Genomic DNA, 17,256 nt, shown 5'->3' with positions numbered 1-17,256 from the left:
ATTTTTAGGGGGAATTATCCCCTTCTTTACCATCACTACCACCTTCTTTTCCATTACTATACATACCAAAGAATATTTCAACTTCAGTGTTTTTATTTATACTTCCAGTCATATTAAATCCTTAACTCATTATTTTGAAACTGCATGTCCACCAATTACTTTTCCACCAAGTTTTGATTGGCCTCTTAAGATTACTTTCCCATCACCATCATCAAAAATAATATCGCCAGATACTTCAGAGAAGTTATCCAAATAAATAACTTGTTTTCTGGAGTCAGTATGTCCTAAATGCAAATCATTACTTACCTTACTGTTTATAAAACGTGTTTCGCTTGAATATACATTTAGTGTTTTTTCAAACTTTGTTGAAGATGCCGTTAAAGATCCCTTAATACTCGCTACATCATTAACAGTGCATTGAGTTAATTTGGCGCTTCCATTTACATCTAAAGAATAGAAGTTGGCACCATCCGCATTTAATAAACCATTAACAAGTGTTGCACCTGATACAGTTGTACCATTAACGGTAACCATTCCATTTCCAGATAAACTATCCACTGTACCATGGCCACAGGTAACACTTCCTGGAACAATATTACATACTCCCGCATTTGCAGTTACAACACTCCCAATTAAGCAAAGCGTTGCTGCTAATTTTTTTAGTTTTACCTTCATAGTTAACTCCTTTTTAATAAAACTGATTAATCAAATTTTTCTAGCTCAAATAGATTTCTACTCTCTTTTGGAGTAATAAATTTATTGATTGTCTTTAAGTTTCTTGCTGCACCATATTTTTTTCCTCTTGAGGAGCATCATTAAACGAACCATCTATTCTTAGAACACCCCTGTTCCTGAAAGCCAATACTGGCACTTGCCCTTGTATGGCTCTATTTATATTAATCAAAGCAATACTTAACGCCATACTTGAACTCTTAGAATCTTTCACAATAAACTGATCACTATTGGACTCTAATAAGTAACTAATTGACTCAAAATGTTCCCATGATTTTTTCATTGATGACATTATTTCAATAATGCGGTTGAAGTTTCATGCCTCGGCAAGTAAATGTAGCTTGTATGGCTTGAGCCAGGACTTGATTATCCAACTGCTCGTTACTTAATAATACATAAAGATCTAAGTAGTCTTTTAATAGACTATTCGACATGCCCAATAATGCAATTGCGTACAGCTTTTCTGCAATTACCGTATAAATTGGATAAATACGGGATAATGGGCATCTATTGGCCCTGGGGTAACTGCATCATCATAACCAATATCAATTTGTATTTTAATCTTTGCTTTTGCCAATTCCAAATAACTCAACTCTTGCTCCAGTATAACCTCCATCTTTTTTGATAGTGTCAACTGTCACTGTTTCAGACAGAAAACTTATTCCATTATCTGCAGAGATTCTGCAAATTTTACTGAACTTTTGTTTAATATACGCTAGATCATTATCACCAAACCCCAATAAATCAATATTTTTAGTTGGGCGATGAGGCATGTCATAAGTTAAATAGTAACGCACCTTTCAACAAAAACTGTTTAGAATATTCTGACTCACCAATATTTTTTGTCATTGAATTGCCTTAATATAAGGACGCATTACGTTTGCAACGCGACAAATTTTCGCATAATGCCATAGTTCATCAACTGTTACTTTATTTTTTGAATAAGCTTCTTTGAGTGCCTCAATAGCCACATTAAGGCCAATTTTATTACGGTGTTTGAAACAATCTGCAATTGTCTTGGCACGGTTATACCCCCTTAGCTTAATATTATCTGATTCTATAATTTCAATTCTTTCACTAAAGGCTTCATCTGAATATTGCACCATTTTTAGTCGAGGATAATCCATTTTTGGCGCATGACTTCCTTTTGGCCCCCATTCGTCTCACTACGAATTTCCATACCCACAACAAGAAAGAAAAAGGTCATCAGAATCTTACCTTTTTCTTTGCCAATATGTTTTAAGCGCGCTTTTAAAGCTTGTTCATTCATGTTGTCAACGTCAAAATATAAGGCTCAAGATTAAGTCCAAATTGTCTCGCATACTGCTGAAGCTTTTTAATATCCAATTTTTTTGTCCGCTCTACCACTCACCGCTGCTTTAAGCGCTTTAATGGCAATTTCTTTACTGAGATAGCGAAAAGCGTCTATTATCGTTCTTTCTCTGTCAAAAATGACAACTGTTTCCTGCCCTATTGGGTACAGTGTTTTACCTGTTTCTATATCTCGCATTCTAACAATACGAGTATGATCTCGCCTTGGTGCCGTAGTAAAATGAGGAACGGCTATCCAATGCTCTCTTGGCATTTCCTCTGTCAACTCGTACAGAGCCAAAGCGGAGACTAGACAGACCACACCCTGTGGGATACTTTTGGCAATGATAATCAGATCCTCGCATTTAAAATCCGCATCCATAGAGGATTCTACACCTCGATAAACACCGTGACTAATGCGTTCAATCCTATTAGTTTTTACATAATAGCTGAGCCGGCTGGGATGGATACCTGCTTCACGTGCCTCTGCGGCGTAAAAGACTGGTCTTGCAAACAGATCTTTCAATGTAATTTCATTATTTAGTTTCATCTTTATAATTTTAATATTAAAATAGCCCGGTAAAAATCCATTGTGGGGGATTTGCATATTTGAGTCCGACACAGTTATACATCGTAGGACATTTGCAGTGGATTCCTTCGATAAAAATTATAATAAAATCAATTTTTTATTTTTGAATTGACGGACTATTAATCCTTCACTTGCTGGACATGAAGATTTGATAAGCATCTTAATTCATGTTTTTTCTGGGCTTTCCTTTTATTCAATCAACTACACTGTCAATTTATTGAAAATAATTTTGTCATTACAAAAATTTAATTTGAAAAGAAATACCGAATTCTTCCATAACCAATAAGATAAGAATAGAGTGCTTGATTTATAGTTCAATTGTAGCAAAAATGGAGCCTGTTTGGTGGAAGTAAGGCCAGGGGATGTGACGAACAGAACTCTATAGGTTAACTTTTAATTATATTGAATATCCTATCGCAGTTAAATAAATAACCTAACCTTGACTATACGAAAAAATACTCGTACAACTTAAAGAATATTATCATTCTCTCCTCTAGGTTCATGGCAAGCTTAATTAATTTCAGAAAGTACGTGCTCATAGGTTTTTTACTATTATGCTCGACATTACATGCCTCTTTTATTGAACAAACAATGGGAACTGCTGTAGTGAAGGATGCAACAGCCCTTTACTTTAATCCTGCAGCATTAACTATTTCACCTCATCAACAATTTATTCTTCTGGGCACCCTGGCAAGGGCACAATTTGAGTTTAGCGGGAGTGCACAAAAAATACCTTTTGGGGGTAGCGAGTCAGGATCAACCGCCACTAAATCCAATTTTTTCTTGCCATCCATGTATCTTAGCATCCCTATAAATGAAAGATTTGTGGCTGGTTTTGCTGTCGTTGCAAATGATTTTAATCGCGAATTGGATAATCAACCGATCCTTCGCTATTTTCTTGCACGCAATCAAACAAAAAATATTGATTTGATTCCCGCGCTTGGCATTAAAATTAATCAATTTCTTTCCATCGGGGGAAATATTAATTTTACCTATGCTCATCTCATTCAGGAGCCTATTGCTGCAGGCATACCCCGTTTAAATATTCCTGAAAGCCGTAGCTTAAATGACAGTCAAGCAAACAATGTGGGCGGTGATTTCGGGATACTCATTAAGCCGGGTAAAAAAACAGCCTTGGGTCTTAATTATCGCAGTGCGGTGACTTATAATTTACAGGGTCGTAGTACGATCACTGCTTCGCAGAGTATTTCATCGAATGATTATCATTTTAAATACTGGACACCTGCAAGAAGTGTCGCAACATTAAGCCATTTTATCAATGAAAAATTAGGCTTTTTAGGAACTGTTCAATACCTGCAATGGAATATCTTTAAAGAAGTTTCAGTTCATAATTTTGCCACACAAGCTGGTTCCCAGGTCTTGATTATCCCACGGACTCTCATTAATTATCACTTTCACAACAGTTGGCTTCTAACCCTCGGGACAATTTATCAAGTTTCACCAAAGTGGGTTGTCCGAGTGGCAGGAACATATAATCAGTCACCGTCGAATGGGAGATTTCAAATAGGTGCTGGCGACAGTTTTATTACTGGGTTTTCCATGGGATATCGATTGATGAACCATCTCACTGTTGATTGCGGTTATGCTCATGCTTTTTATAGAAAAGCACCGATTGATATCCTGACCTCCCAGAATATTATCACTGGCATTAATGAAGGCTACCATGATGCAGTCTCACTCAAATTTACGCTCACTGCTTAATGGTAAACTTGCATGAGACAATAATTAATTATCTCGAAGCGAACATTGTTGTTTTAATCCTCTTAGGAACGCTTTGGTAAAAGACACTCCGACACCAGATTAGCCTCGGAGTGCTTAATAAAAGAGCATTATTTTAACCATAAATTGCAAGCAAAAATCAGCTAACCACAAGTTCCCACTATTGTTGCAACGGGAGCATTAAAATCTCCGCCTGTATTATTGCAATTAGTTAATACTCCATCGGTATCTGTACAGATAGTGATAGAATTATCAACTTGGTTTGTAATATAAGCAAATCCATTGTCCGATTCATAAATAGATACCGGCTGATTAAAGTTAGATCCAGTAGGAGTGCAATTACTTAACATAAAAGTTTGATTATCAAATGTGCATCTTAATACCGTACTATTACCTTTATTGGTAATCAGCACATAATAAGAGGACCCAAAAGTGACGACTCTTCCACCTACAAATGTTGGTTGATTAAAACCACTACCTCCTGCATCAGTACACGTAGGGATGGTAATAAAGTTGGTAATTGGACAGGCACTAATTGAATTAGACGTAGTATTAGCTGTATAAAGTACACCTGCAGCATTGGGGTTGCTAAGAACACCGCTTATAACGCTGATACTAGTAGTGGTTGCTGAATAATTGGTTGGCGTAGCAACACTACACCCACTCCAAGCATTACCTGTTTGCGCCGATGTACAATAAGTCAGAGTGCTGTCACCATTTGCAATCCATCCGAAACCATTTAAAGCAGCAAGGCCAGTTGGGCTAGACATATTACTTCCTGTTGCCGATGCAGTAAAAGGCGGTGACGGGTTGTTAACTGTATCAATTACAACTAAAGGATTACTACCGCTAGCATTGGTTATGGACAATAACAAACCATTCCATATCATAGCTGTTGGATTATTCAATGGTGCCCCAGTAACAGCCATATTACTTCCACTACATGAAACTATGGCGCCACTTGCACTATCTGAAGAACAAGCGCTGATCGTATTATTACCAGCATTTAAGACCCAAGTTTGAGCGCAGAGGAAACCTGCTGATGCAGTTGTAAAAGAGCTTATTGTACCCCCAGCGCTTAAAGCCACACCTTCGGCACTCGTAATATTCTCTGGGTCAGGGAGAATAATCTGATAAACCGTACTGAAGCTAAGTGATATATTTGTATTAAAAGTTACTGTTTTATTGGAATTACTATAAATTGGATTAGTTAAAGTTACATATGTAGATCCACCTGGATTATATAAGCGAAAATTAGAAGGTAAACCTTTAGATCACTATTTTTTAGTGTTCTTATTCCCCATCACTCCTAGTGATTTAGTCTAGCGCAATAAAATCTGAAGGCTGCTTATAAACAAACTGTTGGAGCACCTGCTCCCAAAAGAGACGGTATAAAATAGTAAATAACGGGGCTATGATTCACTTCCAGTAACCAAATATTTTTATTAAGCGCCTCTACCATAAAGTCAAAGCCCAAACAGGCAATTCGCGGTAGAGGGTCATTCCAACCCGTTGCAAATTGTTTTTTTTAGAGTTGCGACTAAAAGTTTACAAATTCGAATGATTTCCCATTTATAGGGCTTGCTAAATAGCCATTTCACTGCTTAAACTTTCGACTACATTAATCCGATTATCATCAAGCCGTAGGCGCACAGGCCGCAAAATCGCCACCGATAACTGGCTTCAAAATGCGGGCTTTTTATCAATGCCACCACCTTGCTTGCTGGTAATTGTGTTTTCATCCATTCCTATTGCATTTGTCGTTTCCGCACTTTGTTTAGTGGATAGCTCAGCTAATGCTGTAGAAATACGCTCAGCTTCGCTCATATGATACGCAAATCTTTATTTCCAGGAAATGAAAAAATAATGTTCATAAGCGCCTATTAAATTAATATCTTTTTTAACGATTCGGTAAATCAATTTTAATTTTAGAGCCAAAAGCCAAGCGTAATGCATTAACAATCGCAAGAATATCAATGCATTCTTGAAGAATTGCACCCACAACTGGGCTTATAAAACCAGCCGCTGCGAATCCCATTCCTACAAGGCTCAAGAACATTCCTCCAAAAGCACTTTGCGCTGCAATATTTCTCGTATTGATACTTAGATGGAGTAATTCATCCACTTTGCTTAATGTGTTTTCCATAATAACAGCGCCTGCTGCTTCAGCAGTAACATTACTATTTTGCCCAAAAGCAATGCCTACAGTGGCTGCAGTTAACGCGGGGGCATCATTGATACCATCTCCCATGAAAACAGTCGGAGCTTTTTTTCTTTCACTACGCACAATAGCTAATTTTTGTTCAGGGCTTTGAGAAGAATATATTTCTGTAAATGGAATTAATTTGGCTAAATAATTAACCTCGGATTCTCGGTCTCCGGAAACTAACATAATTCTTTTAAATTGATGGGCTGGCGTCAAATGACTAATAAATGATTTACTTTCTGCTCGTGGTAAATCATGAAAATGTAAAGTTGCCGCGTATTGGCTATCTAGCAAAATAATGCATTCTAAACCTGGAGAAACAGGAGGAAGTAATGACTTACATTCAGGCATCATTTCCAGTAATTTTTTTCGGCTCATAACGCTCACTTTTCGATGATTAATGATACCTTCTAAACCTTGTCCCGGTTTCTCCGATACATTTGTCGATTCTATTAAGTGAATATGGCGCTCTTCTGTTGCTTTAATTACTGCGCTAGCAAGAGGATGTTTTGAATAACGCTCAAGGCTACCCACATATTGCAGTATTTGTTCTTTGGTATAATTTTGAGTAGTATAAACTTCGGTTAACGTTGGTTTTCCGTAGGTCAGTGTTCCTGTTTTGTCAAAAATAGCGGTTTTACAAGTAGGTAGCTGTTCCAAAACAATAGGGTCTTTTATGATAATAGCTTGTTTCGCAGCTCGTGAAATAGCACTAATAATCGTAATAGGAATAGCAATTAATAAAGGACATGGTGTTGCAATAACTAGCACCGCAAGAAAACGAATGGCATCATTTGTAAAATACCAAGTGCCCGCAGCAAATAAAAGTGCTACAGGCGCAAAAATAGCTCCAATTTGATCACCCAACCTGCGAATTGAGGGTCGTTTTTGTTCGGCTTCTTCTAATACTTTTACAATAACCGCATATCTTGAATCCACTGGTAGCTTGGTTGCTTTAATGACGAGTACCGACTCTCCATTGATAGCCCCCGATAAAACGGATGCACCGGGCGCCTTAGAAATTTGATACGGCTCTCCCGTAAGATAAGACTCGTCCATTGAACCATTACCTTCAATTACAAAGCCATCCACTGGGCAAGTTTCATGGGGATAAATAACTATTTCATCGTTAATATTAATGTCGACTAAGGGAATATCTTTAATTTCACTGTTAATCTTCCGATGAGCAATAGAGGGCATGCGTTTGGCTAATGCTAATAAAACTGAAGAGGCTTTACGCAGCGCAAAACGCTCTAGGGTTTGACCACTGGCTAACATAAGAATAATTAGCGAGGCAGCTAAATATTCTTGTAAAATAATACCGGTGATTAAAGCAATCGCAGCGAGAGAATCAGCGCCAAAATTTCCTCTTAGCAATTTTAAAATAATTTGCAAAAATAATGGTACTCCTCCAATAACGATTAAACATAATAAAGGAAAATTTGTAAAAGGCGTATTTAAAGAACTTAAGATAAGAAAGATAGTAATGGCAATTAGAGAAAGCAAAGCAATAAAAGACTGCCATTTAGATTTTAAAAAGTTCACTAAGTTAGTTATTACGTTTGCACTATTCATTTAGTAGGTAAAACCTCCATTTAATTGATAACGATAACAGTTGATTCAGCAAATTGCATTAAGGTCTTCATTAACCTCTTTTAGAGCCTAATCAGAAAGAAATCTCGCCAGAATAACCCCTGCATGCTGCCGATCAATAAATCTGTCCACAAGTTCTCTATCTCAAAGAATTCAAAATAAATATCCAATCATTGACAAAAACCCAACAATGTCAGGCAGTAAGACCTATGAGTTTCTATAGCAATCTTACTATAAAGCTCAGATCCTATTTTTCTTGATTTTATAATAATAAAAGTCTAGTCTAAAATCACTCATTATGAACCTTTATAGCCCTGCACAAAAATAAATCATGTTTCATGAGTTCCCTAAATTTCTTAGTAATTTTTTATACTTAACGTAAGGGAGATATAAAAATGAGTAATTTAAATAAATGGAAAAAACACTCCAATTTCGCATGAACACATGAGCAAATTCGAGCAAAGCCACAGCACCCTTTAAAAAAGGGAGGTTATCGGTAAATATTCTCAAAAAATCAGAGAAGAACAATCAGTCACGTGAAGTCAAGGTTGAAAAAGCTTAACCTCCTGCAACACAGGTCCAGCTCTCCTTCACAGGGGAAAAGGTCTGAGGTCTAAAGCAGTTTTAATGACTATAAGTAACTCTATTTAGGATGTCGGTTCTATGATTCAATGGAATGAATAAAAAGCGGATGGGGTTTGAAGAAACAGCTTAAGCAGCTTGATAAATTTAAAAAATACCTGTGGCAATGGTAAATAAACACGTAACTTGGTTTGTAGCCCCTAACATGTGTAATTTTAAAAGAAGAAAATGACGAGAATGGATCTTAAACTTTTAACAACACTTGATAAAAAACAAGTGCTTTCTCAGCTTGATAGCTCTGCAGAGGGACTTACAAGAGCGCAAGTAAAGGAGCGATTAACTCGTTATAGCACCAACGAGATTATTACAAAACCTTCTCATTCGGTTATTTTAGAAGCCATTTCCCACTCCACCAACCCACTGGTTGCTATCCTACTGTTTGCAGCACTAATATCTGCGTTTATAGGAAATTTTCTCAATGCCAGCATCGTCGCAACAATCATCATCATCAGCATTGGCCTAGATTATTTTCAAAGTCACCGTGCTCTGGTCGCGGTGAGAACCCTCCAAGAACAGATTGCGGCATCTACAAATGTTTTGCGAGATGGCCAATGGTGTACTATTCCCTCCAAGGAATTAGTCCCGGGTGATATAATTCAACTGATTGCAGGTAACATGGTTCCTGCTGATGCCCTACTATTAAGTGCTAAGGATTTGCACGTCCATCAGGCAGCCCTCACCGGAGAATCACTCCCCATTGAGAAAGAAGCTGTCCAACTGGATAGTAGTCCAAAAAATCTGGTTGAGGCCATCAATGCAGTATTTTTGGGGTCTTCTATTATTGGAGGCACTGCAACCGCAATTGTAGTAAACACTGGGGAACAAACCTTATTTGGAAACATTGCCGAGAGTCTCAGAAAAAAACCTCCATATACAGAATTTGAAAAAGGTATCACTCGTTTTGGTGCCTTTATTATGAAGATGGTATTTTTTCTGGTGATATTGGTCTTTGCAATCAATATTTCTATGGCGAGGCCTTTACTGGAATCATTATTATTCGCAGTAGCACTCGCAGTGGGGCTGACGCCTGAATTATTGCCCATGATTACCACAGTGACTCTAGCTACGGGGGCTGTTCGTATGTCCAAGAAAAAAGTCATTGTTAAAAATTTATCTGCCATTCAAAATTTGGGAAGTATTGATATTTTATGTAGCGATAAAACAGGAACATTGACTAGTGGGGATATGATTCTAGAGCGATACATCGATCCTTTAGGAAAAAAATCAGAACATGTGATGTTACTAGCTTATCTCAACAGTTTGTTTATAACAGAAATTGCCAGTCCTTTTAACGTTGCTGTATTAAAAAAAGCCAATATCAATCCCTTAGACATTGCCATTTTAAAACATGACCATCCCGATATTCAGCCTTACCATAAACTCGATGAAATTCCTTTTGATTTTGAACGCCGCTGTTCCAGTGTAATTGTAGATAAAAATGATATCCCTATTCTCATCACCAAGGGTGCTCCAGAACATGTTATGAAACTGTGCACCCATTATGATATTGACGGCAAAATACAAACATTAGATGAGGAGACACGCACGCAATGTGAGTCAGTTTTTCTCTCCTTAAGTCGCGAAGGATATAGGGTATTAACGGTTGCCTATAATAGAATGATTAAAAAATCCACATATAATCATCACGATGAAAAAGAGTTAATTTTATCTGGATTTCTCGCCTTTATTGATCCCCCGCTCAATGATACTCCTGAGGTTATAAAAGAATTACAAAGGGAAGGCGTAAAAATCAAAATTTTAACTGGGGATAATGACCTGGTGGCGCGGCATGTTTGTACAGAGGTAGGGATAGATGCAAGCCGAATTTTACTCGGAGAAGAATTAGAACACGTCACCGATCCTGCCTTAGAACAATTGGCAGAAGAAATCGATATTTTTGCTCGTATTTCTCCTATGCAGAAACAACGAATTATCAGAGCACTGAGAGCTCGTAATCATGTGGTTGGTTATCTCGGAGATGGTATTAATGACGCTCCATCATTACATGCGGCAGATGTAGGTATTTCGGTTGCCGATGCAGTAGATATTGCCCGCGAAGCAGCCGATATTATTTTATTAAAACGTCACTTAAAAGTGCTATTAAATGGAATCATAGAAGGACGCAAGTCCATTGGAAATGTCATGAAATATCTCATGATGGGCACCAGCTCTAATTTTGGCAATATGTTGAGCATGGCCGGCTCTGTTTTATTTTTACCCTTTTTACCTATGCTGCCTACGCAAATCCTTTTGAATAATTTGCTGTATGATATATCTCAAATCACTATTCCTACGGATCATGTCGATCAGCGTTTTATCCACAAGCGCAGACATCTAAATCTTGATGTGATTCGCAAATTCATGTTTTCTATCGGTCCAATAAGCTCTGCTTTTGATTTTTTAACCTTCTTCGTAATGTTAAAGTTTTTTTCTGCCTCGGAGTCGTTGTTTCAAACAGGTTGGTTTGTCGAGTCACTTGCAACCCAAACATTGGTAATTTTTGTGATTCGTACGGCTAAAAACCCCTGGCAAAGCAAACCGAGCTTGCCTTTGACGATCATGGTATTAATGGTGGTTTTTATTGGCATTTGGCTGCCATTTAGCCCCTTTGCCAAGTTCTGGGGATTTGTTCCATTACCACCGCTGTATTTCCTTTTTTTAGTGATAGCTACGTTTGGATATTTATTTGTAGTAGAGCTTATTAAAAAGAAATTGATGTGGAAATTTATTGAACATGATATGTAGGTATAGCCCTCAAAGGTACTGAGCGAGAATTTGTAAATTAATCTGAGTTAGATTTGGGGATGAAAAAAAGAAATGTCGGGCCATCGCCCGACCTCCGTTCACGATTGGGCTTATTACATCGCGTAAGATTGCTGAACAGAAGAGCTCTCCTCTGCACAGATCTTCGAGGGGAAAAAGCCAATACCCTCATTACCCGCAATTTTCATAGGTAATTCTACTACTCCCGAGCTCACCACCCTGCTTGCAAATTTATCTGCCAATGAATGCACCTTAATTTTTGCATCAAACTGCGCAAACATGGATTTAAAATTCGAAAAATCTGCGGTTATCAGCCCACTTTCGCCAAGATTAGTCTTAAACCATGTTAACACTTGCGCTTCAACTTCTTCCTGCGACAAATGAGCTTTTTGTGCATAAGTTTGGATCATATCTTCATAACTTTTGGCTAAAGTTCCCATTTCTTGAGAGTCGCTAAAATGCAAGTCATTCACACCTAGGTATAAAAATCTCGCTAAGCACAATTGACGTTGGAGCCAATCCAAAGGCATGTTGTTATGCACCACGATTACCGCAATATCTTGCGCCCCACTTTTTTTCAGGTTAGTAATCGCCTGACATAAAGTGCTTCCAGTAGCCGTTTCATCATCGGTAATTAAATATTTATCCGCGGCATTAATCTCTACTCCCCCAGAATTCATAGTTTTAATTAAAGCGCTATCATCTTCATGAGATGCTCTTTGTTTTTCACCTAACACCCGAGATGTACAGAGCTTTTTACCTAATATTGATTGTAATTTATCGGTCAATTCATTCGTTCTTTTGGTTGCCCCAGCATCAGGCGTTACCAGACGTAATTGTCCTTGTTTAGAATCTTTTAACCAATCTAGTACTACTTGTTTTGCAATAACTGTCAGAGCCGGAACCCCTGAGCTTTGCATGCCCTTGGCTGTATAAGTACCCGATAAAGTATGGGGATCATGACATTCTGAAGTCACTAACTTGGTGATACCTGCAGCCTTGAGCAAATCCCCATTATGCTGCACATAAGCCCCAGTTTTTCCTTTAACATTGTTCTCGGCTTTGTCTGAGCGTGAATTAAATTGGTAAGGATTAATTAAATTAATCTCTGCGGCGCCCCGCAAATGGGCTTGTCTTGCAATCATCAGAGTTTCAAAAAAATAAGCAATGTTTCCATTAGTTTGATATTCTTGGCTTTCACTTAAGTCATCGGAACTAGGTCTAGTTGACTGCACTATGGTAACTGTTGCACCACAAATTTTTACCCCCTCCGGTATAGTTGCCTGCTCTCCTTTACCTTCGATGTCGTAAATTTTTACCCTCTCCCCGCGGACAAGCATTCTTTCGGCAATTTTTTGCGCTAGAGCTTTATTGGACGAACCGCAGAGTAATATATGGGATGGTTCTTTAATTTCAGGAGAAAATAATACTGGGGAATGCTCATGAGTTACACCAAATTTAATGCAAGCACGCTCTAAATAACTGTTGCGCATATTCTGCATCATTTGAGCGTCTAAGCTAGGTTGTGATGTAGCATGAAATGAATTCGCTAAGGCCTCTTTACTAATGTGATAATGATTTTTCGTATTTTCTAAGGTTCCATTATAATTTTTATCATAAAAATAAACCTTATGGGCGCCGCTGGCCTTGAATAAACGCAGTAACAATAGATTGAAATCATTATGATGCATAATCGGATGAAATTGCTCAGGTAAGGCAATGCTGATTTTTCCCGCCCCGTGTTCATAAGCGCTTCGGCACAATTGCAAGGCTTCATGGATTAATACCAACGGTGAATATTGGGGATGGTCGAGACCTACATGAATGGTAATAGGTGCATTTTTAATTTTAATATCTGGGGGGAGGATAGAAAAGGCATCTCCAGTGGAAAAGATTTTAAATTCTGTTTTGGCAGCTTTTTTAGAACTCCAACCCTCTGAGCAGCCATGGTTGTATAAATCAATAGATGGCATGATTGAAGAGATATTAGGGCTGCTAAAGAAAATACCTCTTTTAGCAAAACTACTTAGTCCCCTTACATCATTAAGACGAACCCAGGCACTTACATCTTCCATCGGCACAGATTTATGTTTCATGAGTTCTGGTTTCAATGCACCTAAAGCTTGCGTTAACGCCTGGAATAAATGCTCCGCTCTGGAAACCCCGCCAAAGAGCTTTTCTTGATGCGGATCGTTGGCTAGCTGCGCAAGTCCTAAACGTTTGGCGGCCTCCCCCCAAGTTTCTTCAGGGTTAACCTTTGCAATTAGATCTGTAGAAACTTTGCAACAATCTTGAGTGTGGTGTATGGTCTTATCGCCTTGTTTCACCCCTATATGCACAAAATCATAATAGCAGCTATCTTCTTCAGAATAGCGTAATCCATTTTCCATAGAGATAGCGATGCTAGAAGGTGCATTAGGATGTGCTATCCCTGCTAGTCTATTTATTGCGCCTTGTTTAGTTTCTTCATAACCTCTAGGTTGTTTTGAAACATGGGACTCTGCTTCATGCGCAATTAGCTCGATAACTAAGGGGTCAAACAGTCCTTGACAAACAAGTTGCGTAGCCTCTTTTTTCACTGGGGATGTGGAAGCTAAATGTACCTTAAGCTCGGTCTGACCAAAAGCATCAACAGCTTGCGCATGCTGAGATAATTGATAACTTATCGGTATTGGCAAATCTGGATTATAACATTTTTGAATGAGTAATAATTTTTGTAAATCTGCGTTGTTAAATTGTAATAAGCTAATAAGTTCAACCCCGGCTTCTTTTAATCGAGCTCTGGCATTAAAATCAACTAATTCAGTCATTACAAAAAGGCTGTCAACCAGCCCCCCACAAGAACGAATCAACTCAATCGCAGTTAGAGCTGAACCACCAGTAGCAATTAAATCGTCGGTGATTAGGTATTTTTTCCCTGGCTGTACGGTGCCTTTAAGAATCTGTAAAGCATCAGCGGAATATTCTGTATTAGTATCTATTTGAACAAAATGCGCATCGCCTTTAGATTTTACTTTTTGTATTAATTGCTCACCGGTTACATTTGATTGATTAGCAATCATTCCAGAAAAAAGGTAACCGCGCGATGCAATACCCGCTGTTGAATCGAAAACTAGATCCTTAGTGGCTGTGCGTACAGCTGCTGCTACTAGTTGTCTTGACTTAGGGTCATTGAATAAGGCATCAATAGCTAGAAAAACAACACCCTTTTTAGGGTAATCATTTAAAAGACATTTTTTGATAATAATTTGTTCTAATAATGCAAGTACAGCTGGATTCATTTTTATTCCTCAAGTTAATTTATTAGAGCTAAGTTTACTGAGGATATTTAATCTAACACTCCGTAGTGAATACGGGGTATTTATGAGCTCAAAACCTTTTGAATCAATTCTTGCTTATTACACACATCAAATTTTATTTTAAGCTGATTTAAATATTCTTCTACAGTCCTTGGCGAGATTTGCAGTTTTTTGGCGATTTGTTTCGCGGTATAACCCTTAGTAGAATATTCCAAACACTCTTGCTCTCTAGGAGTTAAAGAAACTCCGCGTAGGTTCACGCGAAGGCTTTGATTAGGTGGCGTATTTTCAGGTAATAATCCCAAGCTTGTCAAATGGACTATAGCCTCTGCTAAAGAGTGTTCCCCTATTACAATAGAGATGCCCAGGGTTCCTTGCAATTGTTGCTTGGCATCATAACAAGGAAATTTAATCGATAAAAAATGTAAGTTTTTACCATCGCAGCGCAAATTAAACTCATCAAAGAGCCTTACTGCTTCTTGTTGCAATACCGAGCTACAATTATCTAATAAATCTTTGGCGCTATTCCCCTGCGAAACATCGAAGATGGTTTTTCCATTTGCTTGTTCGGGAGAAGTAAAACCACAAATGCGAGCGCCAAATTCATTGATTTTTAAAGTCGCACCGGTGGAATCAAGCAAGTAAACGCTATAGGGCAAAGCAAAAAATGCCGTAAACTTTATCAATAAATTGTGGCTACTATCGAGACTATCGTAGAGCATCACACCGTTATGATATTTGGTGATACCAATACGATTTAAGTCAATGTGTTTGTCAAAATAAGGTTTCATGATTTCATCGTAACAAAAAAAATAATCCAATTACACTAGGCTCATCAAGACAACGAGACTAGCGTATTTTGGGGATTTAATGAGCGTAAGTCGAGCCCATGGCCGACTTATTAGGCAAATTCCGATTTGCCTGAAAATTCTGGTTTACGGTCCTGTGGAGGAGATTTCACATGCCAAAGTGGCAGCATCAATAATAATGGGATCAAACAGCAAACGAATAAGGTGACGAAGAAATTATCCCAACCGTAATTTTTAATAATTGCACCCAAAGGAGCACCAGCCAGAACAGCTCCTATGCAATAGGCAAAAAATCCGGCAAAGCCAGTTGCAGTCGCAGCTGCTTTTTTATGGGATAGCTCTGCACAGGCCATCCCAATCATCATTTGTGGTCCAAAGATGAAAAAACCAAAGAAGAAAAGAAACAAAGAATCGAGGAATGGTGTATATCCCTTGGTCAGCGCAAATAGCAGCAAAGTGGCAAATACGCCTGCAGTAAAGAGAACATTGATTGGATTGCGTTTACCTTGAAATACTTTATCAGAAAGCCAGCCTGCGGCAAGATTTCCAAAGAAACCACCAACTTCAAACCAAATAATACAGCTACCCGCAGTGATCAAAGAGTAATCTTTCACTTCGGTTAAGTACAGCATGCTCCAATCATTAAGAGCCGTGCGGACAATGTAAATAAACACATAGGAAATGGCTAGTATCCAAATATACTGATTGCTCAATACATAAGTCCAAAGAATTTCTTTAACTGAGAGTTCTGTTTTTTCTTGGGGATGATTTGATAAACCAGAGGAATCTTCCCTATAGTACTCTATCGGAGGTAAACCAAGCGACTGTGGAGTATCTCTTAAACGATTGATCAAAAAAAGACCGCCTAAAATGCAGATAATCCCAGGCACAAACATGCCTGAACGCCAGCCAAAATACTGCGCGCACATAGCTACAATCAATGGAATTAATGCTCCCCCAACATTATGTGATGTATTCCAAATGCTCCACCAACGACCGCGTTCAGATTGCGAATACCAATGGGTCAACAATTTAGTACACCCTGGCCATCCCCAACCTTGAAACCAACCATTCAATCCCCAAAAAATAGCGAATAACCACCAGGTGGAAGATAATCCAAACAAAATATTACAAATACCTGTGAGAATTAGTCCAATCGCCATTAAATAACGAGGATTTGACTTATCGCCGAGAATTCCACTCAAGAATTTGCTGATACCATAACTTAAGCTTAAAATGCTGGCAATTAGTCCCAGTTCAGTTTTGCTCATCCCCAAGGTACTTTGTAATGCAGGCATCGCGAAGGTAAAACTTTTTCGCGTAAAATAAAACAAAGCATACCCTATATACATTGCATAAAAGGTACGAATACGCCAATAGCGATATTGCTGTTTCACAATGTTTTTATCTTGAATTTCATCAAGATAAGGAGCAGGTTTTAAAAAATTTAAAAATGACATGATTGTCCATATCATGATAAAAAATAAGATTAGAATGTAACTCGCACAGTATGTCAAATTTTTCTAATGAAAAAGATAGCAGCTTCATATCTAATGATAATTAATTACAAAT

13 protein-coding genes and 1 pseudogene are annotated in these 17,256 nt (G+C 38.1%); 2 read left to right on the top strand and 12 right to left on the bottom strand.

What is annotated here, in order from left to right; genetic code table 11:
* Positions 1-129: 129 nt before the first annotated feature.
* The 6 genes and pseudogenes from E1P08_RS09365 to E1P08_RS09345 form a co-directional block, all read right to left on the bottom strand.
* The gene (locus E1P08_RS09365; protein WP_133136761.1) at positions 130-675 is read right to left on the bottom strand and encodes a hypothetical protein; all 546 of its coding nucleotides are present in this window, start codon (positions 673-675) and stop codon (positions 130-132) included.
* Positions 676-769: 94 nt separating this feature from the next.
* Positions 770-1,015: a hypothetical protein gene (locus E1P08_RS09360; protein WP_133136760.1), complete on the bottom strand. Its 246-nt coding sequence runs from the start codon at positions 1,013-1,015 to the stop codon at positions 770-772.
* A gap of 13 nt (positions 1,016-1,028) precedes the next feature.
* A pseudogene (locus tag E1P08_RS17680) lies at positions 1,029-1,505 on the bottom strand (nucleotidyl transferase AbiEii/AbiGii toxin family protein).
* Positions 1,506-1,577: 72 nt separating this feature from the next.
* Complete coding sequence (locus E1P08_RS09350; RefSeq protein ID WP_242602419.1) at positions 1,578-1,859, bottom strand: type IV toxin-antitoxin system AbiEi family antitoxin domain-containing protein; 282 nt, start codon at positions 1,857-1,859, stop codon at positions 1,578-1,580.
* Positions 1,841-2,002, bottom strand: coding sequence for a Na+/H+ antiporter NhaA (locus tag E1P08_RS17175; protein ID WP_165485138.1), 162 nt, complete (start codon positions 2,000-2,002; stop codon positions 1,841-1,843). Before E1P08_RS17175 ends, E1P08_RS09350 begins: the two co-directional genes overlap by 19 nt.
* Positions 2,003-2,068: 66 nt before the next feature.
* Positions 2,069-2,650, bottom strand: coding sequence for a type IV toxin-antitoxin system AbiEi family antitoxin domain-containing protein (locus tag E1P08_RS09345; RefSeq protein WP_242602418.1), 582 nt, complete (start codon positions 2,648-2,650; stop codon positions 2,069-2,071).
* 483 nt (positions 2,651-3,133) lie between these two features.
* Between E1P08_RS09345 and E1P08_RS09340 the strand changes: the two genes are divergently transcribed.
* Positions 3,134-4,354 carry an OmpP1/FadL family transporter gene (locus E1P08_RS09340; protein WP_242602417.1) on the top strand — a complete coding sequence of 407 codons (1,221 nt, stop codon included), beginning with the start codon at positions 3,134-3,136 and terminating at the stop codon, positions 4,352-4,354.
* Between the two features lie 161 nt (positions 4,355-4,515).
* Here the strand turns inward: E1P08_RS09340 and E1P08_RS09335 are convergent, their stop codons facing one another.
* From E1P08_RS09335 to E1P08_RS09330, 3 genes are all read right to left on the bottom strand, one after another.
* On the bottom strand, positions 4,516-5,301 hold the full coding sequence (locus E1P08_RS09335) for a hypothetical protein (RefSeq protein ID WP_133136759.1): 786 nt from the start codon (positions 5,299-5,301) through the stop codon (positions 4,516-4,518).
* A gap of 754 nt (positions 5,302-6,055) precedes the next feature.
* On the bottom strand, positions 6,056-6,199 hold the full coding sequence (locus E1P08_RS17170; RefSeq protein WP_165485137.1) for a hypothetical protein: 144 nt from the start codon (positions 6,197-6,199) through the stop codon (positions 6,056-6,058).
* Positions 6,200-6,272: 73 nt separating this feature from the next.
* A complete protein-coding gene (locus tag E1P08_RS09330; protein WP_133136758.1) occupies positions 6,273-8,153 on the bottom strand; it encodes a heavy metal translocating P-type ATPase in 1,881 nt (626 codons plus the stop codon).
* 837 nt (positions 8,154-8,990) lie between these two features.
* Here E1P08_RS09330 and mgtA point away from each other — a divergent pair.
* Entirely contained in the window at positions 8,991-11,558 is a 2,568-nt protein-coding gene (gene mgtA / locus E1P08_RS09325) for a magnesium-translocating P-type ATPase (RefSeq protein WP_133136757.1), read from the top strand.
* 113 nt (positions 11,559-11,671) lie between these two features.
* Here mgtA and E1P08_RS09320 read toward each other — a convergent pair whose 3' ends face one another.
* From E1P08_RS09320 to uhpC, 3 genes are all read right to left on the bottom strand, one after another.
* Positions 11,672-14,857, bottom strand: coding sequence for a DUF84 family protein (locus E1P08_RS09320; RefSeq protein ID WP_133136756.1), 3,186 nt, complete (start codon positions 14,855-14,857; stop codon positions 11,672-11,674).
* An 80-nt stretch (positions 14,858-14,937) separates the two neighbouring features.
* On the bottom strand, positions 14,938-15,666 hold the full coding sequence (locus E1P08_RS09315; RefSeq protein ID WP_133136755.1) for a PAS and helix-turn-helix domain-containing protein: 729 nt from the start codon (positions 15,664-15,666) through the stop codon (positions 14,938-14,940).
* Between the two features lie 110 nt (positions 15,667-15,776).
* Positions 15,777-17,144: an MFS transporter gene (uhpC, locus tag E1P08_RS09310; protein WP_133136754.1), complete on the bottom strand. Its 1,368-nt coding sequence runs from the start codon at positions 17,142-17,144 to the stop codon at positions 15,777-15,779.
* Positions 17,145-17,256: the final 112 nt, after the last annotated feature.

This window comes from Legionella rowbothamii, assembly GCF_900639985.1.
GTDB classification, from domain to species: Bacteria; Pseudomonadota; Gammaproteobacteria; order Legionellales; family Legionellaceae; genus Legionella; species Legionella rowbothamii.
This window is presented reverse-complemented; position numbering and strand designations above follow the sequence as displayed.

What these genes read in the sequence shown, in the direction of transcription:
- E1P08_RS09345 (WP_242602418.1), bottom strand. Translation starts at nt 2,650, where the DNA reads ATGCAAATCCCCCACAATGGATTTTTACCGGGCTATTTTAATATTAAA.
- E1P08_RS17175 (WP_165485138.1), bottom strand. Translation starts at nt 2,002, where the DNA reads ATGAATGAACAAGCTTTAAAAGCGCGCTTAAAACATATTGGCAAAGAA.
- E1P08_RS09365 (WP_133136761.1), bottom strand. Translation starts at nt 675, where the DNA reads ATGAAGGTAAAACTAAAAAAATTAGCAGCAACGCTTTGCTTAATTGGG.
- E1P08_RS09360 (WP_133136760.1), bottom strand. Translation starts at nt 1,015, where the DNA reads ATGAAAAAATCATGGGAACATTTTGAGTCAATTAGTTACTTATTAGAG.
- E1P08_RS17170 (WP_165485137.1), bottom strand. Translation starts at nt 6,199, where the DNA reads ATGAGCGAAGCTGAGCGTATTTCTACAGCATTAGCTGAGCTATCCACT.
- E1P08_RS09330 (WP_133136758.1), bottom strand. Translation starts at nt 8,153, where the DNA reads ATGAATAGTGCAAACGTAATAACTAACTTAGTGAACTTTTTAAAATCT.
- E1P08_RS09320 (WP_133136756.1), bottom strand. Translation starts at nt 14,857, where the DNA reads ATGAATCCAGCTGTACTTGCATTATTAGAACAAATTATTATCAAAAAA.
- mgtA (WP_133136757.1), top strand. Translation starts at nt 8,991, where the DNA reads ATGGATCTTAAACTTTTAACAACACTTGATAAAAAACAAGTGCTTTCT.
- uhpC (WP_133136754.1), bottom strand. Translation starts at nt 17,144, where the DNA reads ATGTCATTTTTAAATTTTTTAAAACCTGCTCCTTATCTTGATGAAATT.
- E1P08_RS09335 (WP_133136759.1), bottom strand. Translation starts at nt 5,301, where the DNA reads ATGGCTGTTACTGGGGCACCATTGAATAATCCAACAGCTATGATATGG.
- E1P08_RS09315 (WP_133136755.1), bottom strand. Translation starts at nt 15,666, where the DNA reads ATGAAACCTTATTTTGACAAACACATTGACTTAAATCGTATTGGTATC.
- E1P08_RS09350 (WP_242602419.1), bottom strand. Translation starts at nt 1,859, where the DNA reads ATGGATTATCCTCGACTAAAAATGGTGCAATATTCAGATGAAGCCTTT.
- E1P08_RS09340 (WP_242602417.1), top strand. Translation starts at nt 3,134, where the DNA reads ATGGCAAGCTTAATTAATTTCAGAAAGTACGTGCTCATAGGTTTTTTA.